Consider the following 14088-nt stretch of genomic DNA (forward strand, 5'->3'; position numbering starts at 1 on the left):
CCACATGGGCGCCGCGAGCGCCGCACGGCCCGGCGGGCGGGTGGCGCCGGTCCTCCTCTCCGTTGTCTGCGCCGGCTACGCGGCGGGGTCCGCCTGGGGCTGGGGTTCCCGTCAACTCGCCCTGATCATGGGTGATTTCACGTTGAGCGCCGTCGCGGCGACCGCCGCCGCGGCCTGTTTCCGCCAGGGGCGGAGCCGTGACGGCCGTTCCCGGCACGCCTGGCTGCTGGTCGCGCTGTCGTTCACGCCGGCGGCCTTCGGCCACCTGCTCTCGGGCTGGTACGCGACCGCCCCGGGGCCGGGGCCTGCCGGCCCGCTCTTCGTCTGCTTCGCACCGCCCGCCGCCGCGGGACTCCTCCTCCTGGCCAAACGGCCCGTGACCAGGGCCGGCTTCGTCTGCCTGGGACTGGACGTCCTGCTGGTCGGCAGCTCCCTGTTCGCGCTGTACCGGAGCCTGTCCCCGGACGGCACCGTCCATCACACCGTGCTCGCCCCCGTCCGTCCGCTGCCGGACATCGCCCTCGTGTCGCTGGCACTGATCCTGCACTTCCGCCGTTCCGGGGCGGGCCGGCCGGCCGTCGGCCCGGCCGCTGCCGCACTGGCGTCGATCGGGGTGGGCGACCTGCTCGTCACGACGCCCCTCCACGACGCCGCCTGGTTCGGCGGCCCGCTCTTCGTCGCGTACGCGCTCCGGGGCTCCCGGCGGACGGGCCCGTCCGGGGCTCCTCCCCCGCTGCCCGGCGGCCCGACGGACGGCCGCCCGGTCGGTGCATCGCTGCCCGCACTCGCGCCGTTCGCCGCCGCCGCCGCCTGCACCCTCGCGATCCTCTACGACACCTTCGGCGGCCGCCGCGTCGACGGCGCGGTCCTCCTCGCCGGTGCCACCGTCGTCCTCGGCCTCGTGGTCCGGCAGGGGATCACGCTCCTCGACAACATCGCCCTCACCCAGGAACTCGCCCGGAAGGAGCAGCACTTCCGCGCCCTGATCCAGGGCTCCAGCGACGTCATCATGATCGCCGCGCCGAACGGTGTGCTCCGGTACGTCAGCCCCGCCTCCAGCGGGGTCTACGGGCGCGACGCCGAGGAGCTCGTGGGGCAGGAACTGGCCGCACTCGTCCACCCCGAAGACCTCGCCTCCCTGGTCCACGAGGTCCGCCGGTTCCTCGGCCCCGGCGCCGTGGGGGAATCCACCACGCGCATGGAGTACCGCTTCAGGTCCGGCGACGGCAGCTGGCTCGACGTGGAATCGACGGTCAGCCGCCACCAGGGCGGCCTGATCTTCAACAGCCGGGACGTCACCCCCCGCCTCCGGTTCCCGGGCCGCCTCGACCGGCAGGCCGTGGTGGACCTCCCGCCCCCCGCTCCCGGATTCGCGGCCGCCGACCCGCAGAGGGGCGAAGGCGACACCGGCGAGCCGTCGGGCGCGGACGCGCCCCAGGAGGACATGGTCCCCGCAGGGCCCGGGATGCGCACGGACGGCCGGGGACGGCCGGGCGGCCGGGTGCTCCAGCTCGGAGCCCTGCTGCTGCCCACGGAGGAGCGGGCCGAGTGGCTGGAGGAGCAGTCCGGCTACCTGGCCGACCTCCCGGGGCGCGGCGAGCGGTGGAGATGGATCCTCGGCCAGCTCTCCGCCATGCCCAGGTACGCCTACACCGTCCGCAGCGGCCGCGAAAAGGAATCGGCATGACCACTCCGTCGCCTCCTCCCCCGCCCACCCGTCCGGAGCCGGCCCCGGCACCGCCGCCTCCCGACTCGGAGCCCCTGGTGAGCCAGCGGACAGCGCTGGTGCTGCTGACGGCGGCCTTCATCGGCACGGTCGTCGGCGCCCTCACCGCCCTGTCCACGGGCAATGCCGCCGGGGCCCTGCTCGCCGCCCTGACCGGCTTCGGGTCGGCCACCCTGGGTCTGCACAAGCTGATCGGCCGCTGACGGCGCTCACCGCCCCTCCGGTTCGTGGCGGTCCACGACGAGCAGGGCCACGTCGTCCGAGAGGCGGCTGTGCGTGTGGCGCAGGACGGCTTGGCGCACACCCTCCAGGAAGCCCTCGCGCGAGTGGTCGCGCAGGCTCGACATGGTTCCGGCCAGGTCGAAGAAGGCCCTGTCGCGGTCGCGGGCCTCGATGACGCCGTCGGTGTGCAGCAGGAGGCGGTCCCCCGGGGTGAAGGGGTAGCTCTCCGTCCGCGCGGGGGGCCCGGTGAGGAATTCCTCCAGGCCGAGCGGCGGCAGGGGGGCGGCGGGCGCCAGGGAGCGGACCGTACCGTCGTGGAGCAGCAGCGGCGGGGGGTGCCCGCGGTTGACCAGCTCGATGTGGGGGCCGTCGGGAACCTGGGCGACGAGTGCGGTGACGAAGCCCTCCAGGAGGGCGTCCGCGCCGTCGGCGGGATCGGTCTCGGCGTTGACGCTCGTGCTCGCGAGGGCGGCGTCCCGCCGTAGGGCCGCCGCGCAGTGGTTGACGACCTCGACCAGGTCGTCCTCGTAGTGCGCGGACTCCCGGAAGGCGCCCAGGACCACCGCCGCGGCCCGGACGGCGGGCAGGCCCTTGCCCCGGACGTCCCCGACGATCATCCGGACCCCGTACCGGGTCTGGACGGCGTCGTACAGGTCGCCGCCGATCTGGGCGCCCGCCTCGGCCGCCAGGTACATGCTGGCCGCCCGTACGGGCCCCAGCCGGTCCGGCACCGGTCGCAGCAGGACTTCCTGGGCGGCCGCGGCGATCCGGCGGACCTGGTTGAGCTGGGTCTCCCGGCGCGTGCGGGCGGCGCGGCTCGTCGTGAAGCTCGCCGCCGTGACCAGGGACAGGGCGAGCAAGTTGGTGTAGACCTGTTGGCCGCCCCAGGCGTGGTTGTGGGTGGCGGTGATCACGCTGACGACGACGGCCACCCCCGCCGCCGCGAGGGTGCCCCTGGGGCCCGTCGTCACCGCCGCCAGGGCGGGTGTCGCGACCAGCAGGGGCCCGGTGTAGACGACGTGCGCGGGCGTGAGCTCGATCAGGAGCACCAGCAGGGCGATCGCGAAGGGCACGCACTGCGCGAGGGCGAAAAGGACCTGGTGGTGACCGCCGGCTCCCGGTCCCGGGGGCGAGCGCACGGGCGCTCTCATGAGTACAGCCTGCCCCTACCGGACGCGCGGACGCCACTCCGTGCCGCCGGGGCGCCGCCGGGTGGCGCCCCGGCCACCCGAAGGGGCCACGCCGGGAACCCGTCTGCCCCGCTCCGCACGACATCGCCCCGCGGGTGGGGAAACGTCGTGGGGAGCGCAGGAAATCCCCGGAAGCCCCCTTCGTGAAGAGGCACGCATGGACGAGGTCGAGCGGTACGAGCGATACGTCGGCGGCAGCCCGGAGACGGAGCGGCTGGCCTTCGAGCGGCTGGTGAAGGAGCTCCTGCGGGTACAGCTCAAGGTGAAGCGGCGCAGTGGCGCGGCCGCCCTGGAGCGGACGTTCCACGCCAAGGCGGTCCTCGGCGTGGAGAACGGGCGGCTGCGGTTCCGCGACGACCTGCCCGAACCGCTGCGGACCGGGTTCGCCCGGCCCGGCGCCGAGTACCCGGTCACGGTCCGGCTGTCCAACGCCGGCGGGGTCCGGCGCCCCGACTCCACGCCCGATCTGCGCGGGGCGGCGCTGCGCGTCGAGGTGGGGCCGGAGGAGACCCACGACCTGCTGATGACCAGCTTCCCGGTCTCCCACGCCCGCGACGCGCGCGAGTTCGTGGCCTTCGCCAAGGCCATGGCGGGCGCCGAATCCCGGCCCGCCCGGGGGTTCGCCCTGTTCGTCAGGCTCCCCCTGGCGGTCGGCTGGTCCACGGCGGCCCGGATGCGGCGCAACGTGATCGCGGGAACCAGGCGCACCGTGTCCAGCCTGGCGCTGGAAACGTACTGGAGCCGGGGCGCGATCCTGTGGGGCGGCGCGGGGCCGGTGCGCTACCAGCTGCGGCCCGCCCCGGGCACCGCCCCGGCCCCGGCGGGGCCGCCGGCCGGTCCCGACGGCCTGCGGCACGAGCTCGCGCGGAGGCTGGCCGCGGGCGACGTCGTCTTCGAGCTGTGCGTGCAGCGCTACGTGGACCCGCGGCGCACCCCGATCGAGGACGGCGCGGCGGAGTGGAGCGAGCGGGACGCGCCCGTGGTGCCCGTGGCCACGCTGACCGTCCCCCGCCAGGACGTCCACACGGCCGAGGCGCGCGCCGCCGGGGCCCGGGTCGAACTGCTCGCCTTCAACCCCTGGCACACGGCGGAGGCCTTCCGTCCGCTGGGGAACCTCAACCGTGCCCGCAAGCTCGCCTACGAGGCCAGCAGCGCGCACCGCCTGGGCCGCCGCTTCGTGACCGTGGAGCCGCGCCGCAACGCCCTGCTCGGGACCCCGCTGCGGGCCGCCTTCCGCTCCGTGAACCGGGTCGTCCCGTGGCACCGGCTGCCCACGCCGGTCGCGCTGCTGAACCTGATGGCGTTCCGGCAGACGCTGCGCCGGCACAACCTGATCGACACCGAGGTGCACGAGGCGCCGCCCAAGGCGGGCCCGGTGGAACCGCCCGTGGACGAGGAGCTGCTGGTCAGGCGCAGCTACGACGGCAGCCACAACGACCTGTCCGCGCCACGGATGGGCGCCGTCGGCGCGACCTTCGGGCGCTCGATGCCGCCCGACTACCGGCCGGACCGGTTCGACACCCCGAACCCGGTCGTCGTCAGCAGGGAACTGCTGCGGCGCGAGGCCTTCGTACCGGCGAAGTCGCTGAACGTGATCGCGGCGGCCTGGATCCAGTTCCAGGTGCACGACTGGGTCAACCACAAGCGGTTCCCGGTGGGCACCCGGAGCGTCGAGGTGCCCCTGCCGCCCGGCACCGACTGGCGGAACACCCCGGGCGGGCCGCGCGAGAAGGTGATGCGGTTCGGCGACGACGAGCCGCTGGACGCGGCCGGGAGCGGGCGGCCGCCGATCCGGTTCGCCGGCGGCGTGTCGCACTGGTGGGACGGTTCCGAGGTGTACGGCGGCGACCAGGCCGTCGCCGCCTCCCTGCGCGAGCCGGGCGGCGGCGCCGGGCTGCGGCTGGAGCGGGGGCACCTGCCGACGAGCGCGGACGGCCTGCCCGTCACCGGGTTCAGCGACAACTGGTGGCTCGGCCTGAGCGCCGTGCACACGCTCTTCGCCCGCGAGCACAACGCGGTGTGCGAGGCCCTGCGGAACGAGTACCCGCACCTGGACGAGGACCGGGTCTACCACACGGCGCGGCTGGTCGTCTCCGCTCTCATCGCCAAGATCCACACGGTGGAGTGGACCCCCGCGATCCTGGCCACCAGGACGCTCGACATCGGGATGCGGACGAACTGGGAGGGGCCGCCGAAGAAGTGGCTCGACCAGCTGGGCGTCTGGCTGCTGGAGGCGAACGGCAAGGACGGCATCCCCAGGACCCTGCCCGAGCACCACGGGGCCCCGTACGCCCTCACGGAGGAGTTCGTCACGGTCTACCGGATGCACCCGCTGATCCCCGACGACTACGAGTTCGTCGACCACCGCCTCGGCCGCCGGCTCGACACCCTCGGCTTCACCGACCTCCAGGGCGCGGCGGCGGAGCCGCTGATCCGCAAGACCGGTCTGGTGGACTCCCTCTACTCGCTGGGCATCGCCAACCCGGGAGCCATCACCCTCCACAACTTCCCGCGCGCGCTCCAGGCGTTCGAGCGCGACGGGGAGCTGATCGACCTGTCCGTGATCGACCTGGTGCGCACCCGCCGCCGCGGCGTCCCGCGCTACAACGACTTCCGGGCCGGGCTGCACAAGCCGCGGGTCCGGCGGTTCGAGGACCTCTCCGACGATCCGGAGACGGTCGCGCGGCTGCGGGACGTCTACCGTTCCGTCGACGACGTCGACACGGTGGTGGGGCTCTTCGCCGAGAACCCGCCCGCGGGGTTCGGGTTCAGCGACACCGCCTTCCGCGTCTTCATCCTGATGGCGAGCCGGCGGCTGCAGAGCGACCGGTTCCTCACGGTCGACTTCCGCCCCGAGATCTACACGCCGCTCGGCATGGACTGGATCGACCGCAACGGCATGACGAGCGTCATCCTGCGGCACTGCCCCGAGCTGGCGGGCGTCCTGCCGCGCGGGGCGAGCGCCTTCGCGCCCTGGCGCCCGGTCCAGCCGGTCCGCGACCACGACGGCCTCGGCTGAGCGGGGCGGGGCCATGTCCGCAACCGATGGCCGCGGCCGCCGCCACCCCGGCCTGGAGGAACTGCTCGCCCGGCCGCTGCTGGAGACGGTCTTCGGCCGGCGCACCCACCGGGTCAGCCGGGGCGCCTCCGTACCCGCCGGGTCGATGAGCTACAGCTCCCCGCACCGGCCGCGGCCGCTGGACGAGCTGGAGGAGGCCGTACTGATCTCCCTCACCGGCTCCTCGGGGCTCACCATGCCCGACCGGCCCTTCGAGGACCCGCGCGACCACAAACCGATCATGGCGAAGCCGAACCTGAACATGACCGGGCGCACCGCCGGCAGCCCCGACAACGCGCAGGCCACCCACTTCTTCATGATCAACGACAGTGGCACGTACTACCTGCGCAAACTGCCGCCCGCCCCGGAGCCCGCCTTCGACCCGGACACCCTGGTCGAGCGGGCCCGCCGGGCCAAGGTACGGGTACTGGACCACCGGCTGGACGTCGCCGAGGGGATGCGCGACTTCCCCGCCTACCTCGACTCCAACCGGTTCCTGTCCAACCTGCCGGGCACCACCCTGTTCCTGCCGGTGGTCGACCTCTCCCACCAGTACGTCAACGCCCTGATGTACCTGCTCACCCAGCCCGACGGAGCCCGGCCCACCCTCGTCGACGACCGCAACTTCTACCGCCCCGCCGGGGTGCGCGCATGGATCGAGAACGGTTTCCTCAATCCCGAAATCAAGATGCCGCTCGGCGCCCTGGGGCCGATGCGCACCCAGATCGAGGCCGACCTGCTGCTCCAGAACATGATGCTGGTCGCGGACGCGATGGGGCTCGGCGCCTGGATCCACGCCACGATCAGCCCGCAGATCATGCTCGGCGACCCCAAGTTCTCCCGCGCCTACGGCCGGATGCTGGGCTTCGACTTCGTCACCCCGAGGTTCCGCCCCCTCGACGTCCTGCGCTGGCACGTGCCGCTGCCGAAGTACGCGGCCCTGCGCGCCCACCCGGTGGGACTGCGGGCCGGCGGGGAACACCTCATCAAGGCCGCCTGCCCGCCCCACTACCCCTCGATGGCGGAAGCCGTCGACTCCGTCGTCCGGTCCAAGTTCGGCAAGGACGGCGTCTACGGCGACAAGGAGCTCTTCGGCCGCGTCTACAAGGACGACTACGCGCAGCGCTACCTCGCGGAGGCGAGCGAGTACGACCAGCGGGTCATCGACTGCGCACGGGACATCTGCGTGTACATCCACGAGACCCACGGCCGCTTCCCCGCGCACACCGACGCCGTCCACGTGCCCGGCGTCTGGCTGCAGACGCACCACGTCGAATCCGAGTACTACGACCGGTTCTTCCGGGGCGGCCTGACCGACGCGCACCGCCGGCACGCCGCGCACTGGGACGCGTAGGGAGGGAGGAGAGGGCGATGAGGGTCTACGAGGCCATCGTCAAGGGGCTGGAGGGCATCGGGGTGCGGGCGGCCTTCGGCGGTGCCGGGGAGAACGCCGCCGGCCTGATGCTGGCGCTGAAGCACTCGCGGCTGATCCGGCCCGTCATCACGCGCCACGAGCAGGCCGCCTCGTTCATGGCCTGCGGCTACGCCATGTACACCAACCGGCTCGGCTTCTGCTTCGCCACCGCCGGTCCGGGCGCGTTCAACCTGTTCTCGGGGCTGGCCGTGGCCATGTCGGACTCCTATCCCGTCCTCGCCGTCTCGGGGTACGCGTCGATGGAATGGCGCGGATGGGGCTCCCTCAACGAGACCTCGGGCCTGAACCGCACGCCCGACTCCCAGGCCATGTTCGCCGCCACGACCAAGAAGTCCTTCCTGCTCACCGATGCCGCCGACACGTGCGACGTGCTGGAGGAGGCGGTGAACACCGCCTTCGAGGGCAGGCCCGGGCCCGTGCACATCCACGTGCCCGAGAACCTCACGCACCGGGGCGTCGAGGTACGGAACTTCCGGCCGGTCGAACTCGACGTGGCGCCGGTGCTGCCCGATCCCGCGCGGGTGGAGGAGATCGCGGAGGTACTGGCGGACGCCCTCGCGCGGGGCCGGCGGATCGTCGCGCTCGTCGGCTTCGGCGCGGTGCGCAGCGGGGCGGGGCCCGAGGTCAAGCGGCTGATCGAACGCTTCCGGATCCCGCTGCTCACCACCCTGGACGGCAAGGGCATCGTCTCCGAGGGACATCCGCTGTCGGTCGGCGTCTTCGCGGACAGCGGCCACTCCAGTGCGTGGAAGGCCTTCCGCGAGGCGGACGTGGTGCTGTGCGTCGGCAACTCCCTCAACCAGCACGCGACGTTCAACTACCGCCCGGACCTCTTCGAGGGCAAGGTGCTCATCCACGTGAACATCTCCGAGGGCGAGTTCCACAAGGCCTACCCGCCCGACCACGCGCTGCTGTCCGACGCCCGTCCGGCGGTGGCCGCGCTGACCGACGCGCTGGAGCGGCGGGTCGGCGAGGTCCCGCCGGTGCAGGTCGACGGGCGGGACTACGAGGCCCGGCACATCACCCACCTGACGGGAGGGATCCACCCCGGGCAGCTGGCGCAGTCGATCGGCCGGATGCTGCCGCCGCGGGGGGTGCTGCTCGCCGACGCGGGGGCCCATCTGGCGTGGCTCGGGTACTACGTGGAACTGGAGGAGGGGCAGAACTTCCGCAAGGCCGGCTCCTTCGGGCCGATGGCCGGACACGTCAACGGGGCGATCGGGCTGAAGGTCGCCCATCCGGAGCGGGCGGTGGTCGTCGGCTGCGGCGACGGCTGCTATTCGCTGTCCGGCTTCGAGCTGATGACGGCCGTGGAGAACGAGATCCCGGTCATCTGGGTGATCTTCAACGACGGGCAGTTCAAGCTGATCAAGCTCTTCCAGCTGGTCACGTACGGGGAGTCCGCGCTGGTCGAGTTCCGCAACCCGGACTTCGCCGGGTACGCGCGTGCGTGCGGGGCGGAAGGCTACCGGGTGGAGACCCTGTCCGAGTTCGAGGAGGCCTTCCGCGCGGCCCTGGCCTCGGGCCGGCCCGCGCTGATCGACGCCCGGATCACGCGGTGGGCGGTGCCGCACTACAGCCCGTCGCCGGACGGGGTGATCGCGGGGCTGGTGGAGACGGTGGAAGCGCGGTTGCGGGGTGCGGTGGACTGAGCGGCGCTACCGGGGCGCCCGCGAGTCGCTGCCGACCAGGGAGCGCCAGACTCCTGCGACGATCGCCAACTGGGCCGCGAGGTAGGCCACCTGGGTGGACAGCCCGCGCAGCTGGTAGACCGACAGCAGCAGCCCGAGGCGGCTGGGCCAGAACTTCCGCTCCTCGCTGAAGGTCGCCATGTCCATCCAGATGCTGGTGAGGGTCAGGACCAGCAGCATGAGCGCGACGTGCAGGAAGACGTACCCCAGCGCTGTGTCGGTGACCTGGGAGAGCAGGGCTCCCGCACAGACGGGGATGGCGTAGGCGGCGGTCAGGCTCAGTGCACGCAGGGGACTGCGGCGCCCGGGCAGCACCCGCCACAGCGCTCCCAGGGCCAAGCCGGCCCCGGCCCATGCCACCTGCCACACGAAGCACTTCGCCACGATCTCCGGCAGGGCGATGAGGCTCTGCAGCGTGGCGAACTGGGTTCGGGGATCCTTGAGGTAGCTCATCCAGACCAGAGCGACGCTGGCCGGGATCCCGAAGCAGAAGGCCAGGCGAGCGGCGTGCCGGGCGTTCCCCCACCAGTCCGCGCCCGGTCCCCAGCAGAGGGCGGTGTCGAGCACGGAGATCTGCGGGCGGGGGCGGCGCCTGTCCCATCCGTCGAACAGCCAATCGTAGAGCCCCTCCAGTTTGTCTTCCAGGTCCTCACGGGTCACTCCGGCCTCTGCACGGCCCCGGTCCAACGAGTACAGCTTGTGATGCAGGTTGCGGAATTCGTGCGCCTTGGCCAGCAGCGCGCGGCGGCGGCGCCTCGTACCCAGCCGCCGCGTGCAGAACTCCTCTCCTGCGCGGCCCAGCAGGGAGAACCGATGGCCAATGGTGACGACGGCGTACATGGAGGCCATCACCAGCAACAGCCAGACACCGAACAGGAGGTTGTACCGCGCGAAATCGACCTGCCGGAATCCCACCGCCATGACGAAGACCGCGACCGTCAACAGGAGATCGGCGCCGACCGGTCCCAACGAGACCTCTTCACCCCTCTCCGAGTAGTGGGCCCGCCGGGTCTTGACGCGGATGTGCAGCAGCGCGATGAGAGCGAGGCCCGAAAGCATCCAGGCATAGGAGTAGACCCACGTGAGGCCGGAGAAGGCGGAAAGCGACAAGAACCTGCGCCACTCGAGAGGGGGGACGTTCTCGGTCGGGCCGATGAGCCAGAAGGTGCGCTTCCAGAAGCGCTCACGCGTCCACCAGAGCGAGGCGAACAGGGCCCCTGCGGCCACCCCCAGTACGGCTCCGACCAGCAGGGTGCAGCGGACCGGACACCTGTCCCACGCCGCGCTCCAGGACCTCCGGACCAATTCCCCCGCCCGCCCGAAGCGCCACCCCCATGCCAGCATCGCGGCCAGCCACAACCACAGCGTCGCCAGCGCCAGCAGCCTGAGCCCGACGACACTGAGGGTGTCCTGCGACCCGTCCCATGTCAGCCCCACCGTCAGGCCGAAGAGGCGATGCGCCACGACCGGCAGGAGCGCGAGCACGGCCACGGCCGCGGCCGTCACGGTGACGGCACGGGCCTGACGGCGTCGGGCACCCTCGACGCCGGCGTCCCGCTCCGTTCCGGTCTCCCGTGCGACGGGACAGGGCTGGATGCGGCTCCACGGCCGTGCGGCGAGCACCAGGACCAGACCCAGTGCGATGATGACGGCATAGCGCCATGCCAGACTGACGGATCGCGGCGGATCCAGGACGAACAGGCGCAGCGTCACCGCCACCCCCAAGCCGAGTCCGGCCCATAGCCGGATCGTCCGCTTGAGGTCGTCCCATCCCGGCGCATCGGGGCAGCACGCTTCCTGTGCCCGCACCGCACGGTGAAGGGCCACGAGGGTCAGTACCGAGGTGAACAGCCACCACGAGCCGACGCCCGCCCAGCTGAGGGACCGCCACCCGTCGGGCAGGTTGAAGGAGCGCTGCCACGGTGGATCCACGTCGAATTCCAGTGTCTTGGCGCTGGGTTTGTACCACACGTAGCGGTCCGGGTCGGAAGACGTCGGCCTGGGTTCGGTGTCGGTGGCTTCGAGTCCGTTCAATCGGACTTCGACCTGTCCCCAGGTGGAATTCCTCAGCGCCTTCGGCAACTGGAGGGAGACGTGCCAGATCTTGCCGTTGCCATCGACCTTGATCGCCCATGGTCCGAGCTCGAACGGGCGCGTGTGCTCGATCCATCCGATCGCCTCGTAATCCACCGTGACCAGATCGTCCCGTACGGTCACCAGCGGGTCTCGGAAGCGCCACTCGCGGCTTCGCGGGAAGCCGTCACCGCCGCGCAGGAGGCACGCCATGGCCGTCCGGTATTTGGGGGACTTCTCGCTGAGCACCAGATCCGCCGCCTTCGACCACTCCTTGGTCGAAACAATGACAGTGAGGTTCGAGACCAACTGGGTGTATTCGCGGTCGTGGTGGTCGAAATCGAGCTTCGCGGTCACATTGCGGGCCTTCAGCATGCCCGCCTCGCAGACGTCCGCGTCCGCTCCGTACGCCCGAGCCTCCCCTCCCCACCCCACGAGCGCGGGCAGGAGCAGGAAGACCAGACACCACCACCGGGTTTTCACGATCGCGCCCCGTCCGCACCGTCTCGTACAGCACCCCGTCCAGGGACCCTTAACACGCACCGTGACCCGCCGCACCGGGACACGCGGCCGCGGACCCGGCTCTCACCCTCCCGGCCGCCGCCGACCGGATTGCCGCGGGCCCGACTGCGGCCGATGATGGGACCGGGGGTTCCTGCCCGCATCTCCACGGGACGTGCCATGACCCAGCCCCAGGAAGCCACCACGCGCAAGCCCCTCCCCCGCTTCGAGGAAGCCGAAGGGCTCGGACCCTCGGACGCCGCCTTCGTGCGGGACCTCGTCGAGGTCCTCGACAAGCACGGGAACCTGGACCGCTTCGGCCTGTGCCTACTGCACGACCACTTCCCGCTCGCCCCCGACGAGGTCATGGTCGAGACGAACGACCCCGCCGCGCGCACCCTGCACGCCCGCGTGGAGAAACGGGACGGGACGCGCCACGTCAAGCCCTCCCAGTGGCGGTTCGCGCCCCACGGCGCGGAGCGCCCGGAGGGTGGCCCGTACCAGGTCGTCATGCTGTGCGACCCGCTCGACCTGTGCCCGGGGTGTGAGAACCACTGACCCCCTGCGGCCGACCGGATGGCCTTGACCGGCGGGCCGTCTGGGGCCGCTCGGCGCGGGGTAGTACCGGATCGTGCTGCTTCTCCCTGCCGACCACCGCGGCCTGCGCGAGCGCTTCGCCGCCGAGGGCTACGTTCCGCTCCCCGGGCTCGTACCGCCCGACCGGCTCGTGCTGCTCCGCCGCGAGGTCCGGCGCCTCGAATCGATGGCGGAGCACCAGGACCGCGGGGGGCCCCGCCCCATGACCACCCTCGGCGGGGGGATCATCGCCGAGGAGTCCGATCTGATCCCGCGCGTCTACCACGACCCCGCGCTGATCGAGCTGGTGCGCGCGATCTCCCAGCTGGAGGCCGTGCCCGTCGCCGACCCGCTGGAACGGCACGTGATCGACATCCTGCACCGGCACGACGACGCCCACGGCGAGCACACCCACGGCCACCCGCTGGCCCTCGTGGTCTTCTCCGAGGCGCCCGATTCGGCCCGGGACGGCGGGCTGCTCCAGTACGGGCCCAGGGGTACGGCCCTGCCCGCGGCGGCGGACGAGGTCGCGCGCCGGGCCCACCACCGGCCCGGGGACGGCTATCTGCTGCGCGCCGACACCACCGCCCACCAGGTGACCGGGCTGCGGCGGCCGGGGCTGCGGCGGGTCGCGCTGAACTTCGCGTACACCACGCCCGACCGGCAGCCCGCGGCAAGATAGCAGCCCTCCGAGGGCCCGCCCGGATGTTTGTCCGATGGTGATGGTCCTTCCGCAGCGGCCCCGCACGGGGCACTAGCGTCCCGTGGCACCCCAGGAGTTCGGGTGCGCACCGCAGGGCGCCTGCCGCCGCTGCCGCCCCGCTCCTCCTGCCGGCCCACGGAGCGAGGAGGCACTGTGCTGTCATTGCGACGGCGATCCGTCAGCGGCTTGTCGGTGGCCACGAGGTACACGATCGGGAGCGGTCTGGTCATCACCGCCCTGGCCGTCACGCTCATGGCGCTGCTGATACCCGTGTCGAAGTTCGGCGACCGGGCCTCGGCCACCGCGGCGGGAACGGCCGCGCGTCCGGGTACCGATGACGACGGCGCCGGGACCATGAGCACGGCGTACGGCCCCCTGTCCGCCGCCGACCGGGACTTCGTCCGCAAGGTGCGGCTCGCCGGGCTGTGGGAGCTGCCCGCCGGGCGGCAGGCGCTTCAGCGCGGGACCCGGCCCTCGGTGCGCACCGCCGGGATGCACCTGGTGGAGGGGCACACCGAGCTGGACCGGCAGGTGCTCCAGGTGGGCCAGGCCCTCGGCATGGACCTGCCCGACCAGCCCAGCGCCCAGCAGCAGGACTGGCTGAACCAGCTGACGAACGCCCCCAACGCCGAGTACGAGCGGCTGTTCATCCAGTTGCTGCGGCGCGCGCACGGCAAGGTGTTCGGCCTGCTGGCGCAGATCCGGGCGCAGACCCGCAACTCGATGGTGCGCTCCCTCGCCACCTCGGCCAACGCCACCGTGCTGGACCACATCACGGTCCTGGAGGAGAGCGGGCTGGTCGACTTCGACTCCGTCTCCGACGCGAGCCCCGCGCCGGCCTCCCCCACTCCGGTCCACCACCAGGGGGCCGCGCCCCCTCAGATGTCCGACCGACGAAACGAAGTGAAGTGAT

At 72.4% G+C, this 14088-nt stretch carries 9 protein-coding genes and 1 pseudogene; 8 read left to right on the forward strand and 2 right to left on the reverse strand.

Annotated elements, in window-relative coordinates; all coding sequences use genetic code 11:
* Nucleotides 1-4: 4 nt before the first annotated feature.
* Nucleotides 5-1354 (forward strand): annotated as a pseudogene (locus ACZ597_RS14465) (PAS domain-containing protein); the annotation flags it as partial.
* A 410-nt stretch (nt 1355-1764) separates the two neighbouring features.
* Nucleotides 1765-1929, forward strand: coding sequence for a hypothetical protein (locus tag ACZ597_RS14470; protein WP_471328993.1), 165 nt, complete (start codon nt 1765-1767; stop codon nt 1927-1929).
* 6 nt (nt 1930-1935) lie between these two features.
* Here ACZ597_RS14470 and ACZ597_RS14475 read toward each other — a convergent pair whose 3' ends face one another.
* The gene (locus tag ACZ597_RS14475; RefSeq protein WP_471328995.1) at nt 1936-3099 is read right to left on the reverse strand and encodes a PP2C family protein-serine/threonine phosphatase; all 1164 of its coding nucleotides are present in this window, start codon (nt 3097-3099) and stop codon (nt 1936-1938) included.
* A gap of 196 nt (nt 3100-3295) precedes the next feature.
* On the opposite strand from ACZ597_RS14475, the gene ACZ597_RS14480 reads away from it, so the two are divergent.
* From ACZ597_RS14480 to ACZ597_RS14490, 3 genes are read left to right on the forward strand one after another with little or no spacing between them, the layout of a single operon-like run.
* Nucleotides 3296-6157, forward strand: a complete 2862-nt coding sequence (locus tag ACZ597_RS14480) for a peroxidase family protein (protein ID WP_471328997.1) — start codon at nt 3296-3298, stop codon at nt 6155-6157.
* A 13-nt stretch (nt 6158-6170) separates the two neighbouring features.
* A complete protein-coding gene (locus tag ACZ597_RS14485; RefSeq protein ID WP_471328999.1) occupies nt 6171-7550 on the forward strand; it encodes a hypothetical protein in 1380 nt (459 codons plus the stop codon).
* 17 nt (nt 7551-7567) lie between these two features.
* The gene (locus ACZ597_RS14490) at nt 7568-9283 is read left to right on the forward strand and encodes a thiamine pyrophosphate-binding protein (RefSeq protein ID WP_471329001.1); all 1716 of its coding nucleotides are present in this window, start codon (nt 7568-7570) and stop codon (nt 9281-9283) included.
* A gap of 6 nt (nt 9284-9289) precedes the next feature.
* Here the strand turns inward: ACZ597_RS14490 and ACZ597_RS14495 are convergent, their stop codons facing one another.
* Nucleotides 9290-11953 carry a DUF6185 family protein gene (locus tag ACZ597_RS14495; RefSeq protein ID WP_471329003.1) on the reverse strand — a complete coding sequence of 888 codons (2664 nt, stop codon included), beginning with the start codon at nt 11951-11953 and terminating at the stop codon, nt 9290-9292.
* A gap of 123 nt (nt 11954-12076) precedes the next feature.
* Between ACZ597_RS14495 and ACZ597_RS14500 the strand changes: the two genes are divergently transcribed.
* The 3 genes from ACZ597_RS14500 (at nt 12077) to ACZ597_RS14510 (ending at nt 14087) form a co-directional block, all read left to right on the forward strand.
* Nucleotides 12077-12454 (forward strand): hypothetical protein, encoded by a 378-nt coding sequence (locus tag ACZ597_RS14500; protein ID WP_471329005.1) that lies wholly within the window; start codon nt 12077-12079, stop codon nt 12452-12454.
* Between the two features lie 73 nt (nt 12455-12527).
* The gene (locus ACZ597_RS14505; protein ID WP_471329006.1) at nt 12528-13154 is read left to right on the forward strand and encodes a HalD/BesD family halogenase; all 627 of its coding nucleotides are present in this window, start codon (nt 12528-12530) and stop codon (nt 13152-13154) included.
* A gap of 174 nt (nt 13155-13328) precedes the next feature.
* Nucleotides 13329-14087 (forward strand): DUF4142 domain-containing protein, encoded by a 759-nt coding sequence (locus ACZ597_RS14510; protein ID WP_471329008.1) that lies wholly within the window; start codon nt 13329-13331, stop codon nt 14085-14087.
* Nucleotide 14088 lies beyond the last annotated feature (1 nt).

It is taken from the genome of Streptomyces sp. NPDC040718, assembly GCF_055593565.1.

Coding starts and splice junctions, on each gene's coding strand:
- ACZ597_RS14500 (WP_471329005.1), top strand. CDS start 12,077: ATGACCCAGCCCCAGGAAGCCACCACGCGCAAGCCCCTCCCCCGCTTC.
- ACZ597_RS14485 (WP_471328999.1), top strand. CDS start 6,171: ATGTCCGCAACCGATGGCCGCGGCCGCCGCCACCCCGGCCTGGAGGAA.
- ACZ597_RS14475 (WP_471328995.1), bottom strand. CDS start 3,099: ATGAGAGCGCCCGTGCGCTCGCCCCCGGGACCGGGAGCCGGCGGTCAC.
- ACZ597_RS14480 (WP_471328997.1), top strand. CDS start 3,296: ATGGACGAGGTCGAGCGGTACGAGCGATACGTCGGCGGCAGCCCGGAG.
- ACZ597_RS14490 (WP_471329001.1), top strand. CDS start 7,568: ATGAGGGTCTACGAGGCCATCGTCAAGGGGCTGGAGGGCATCGGGGTG.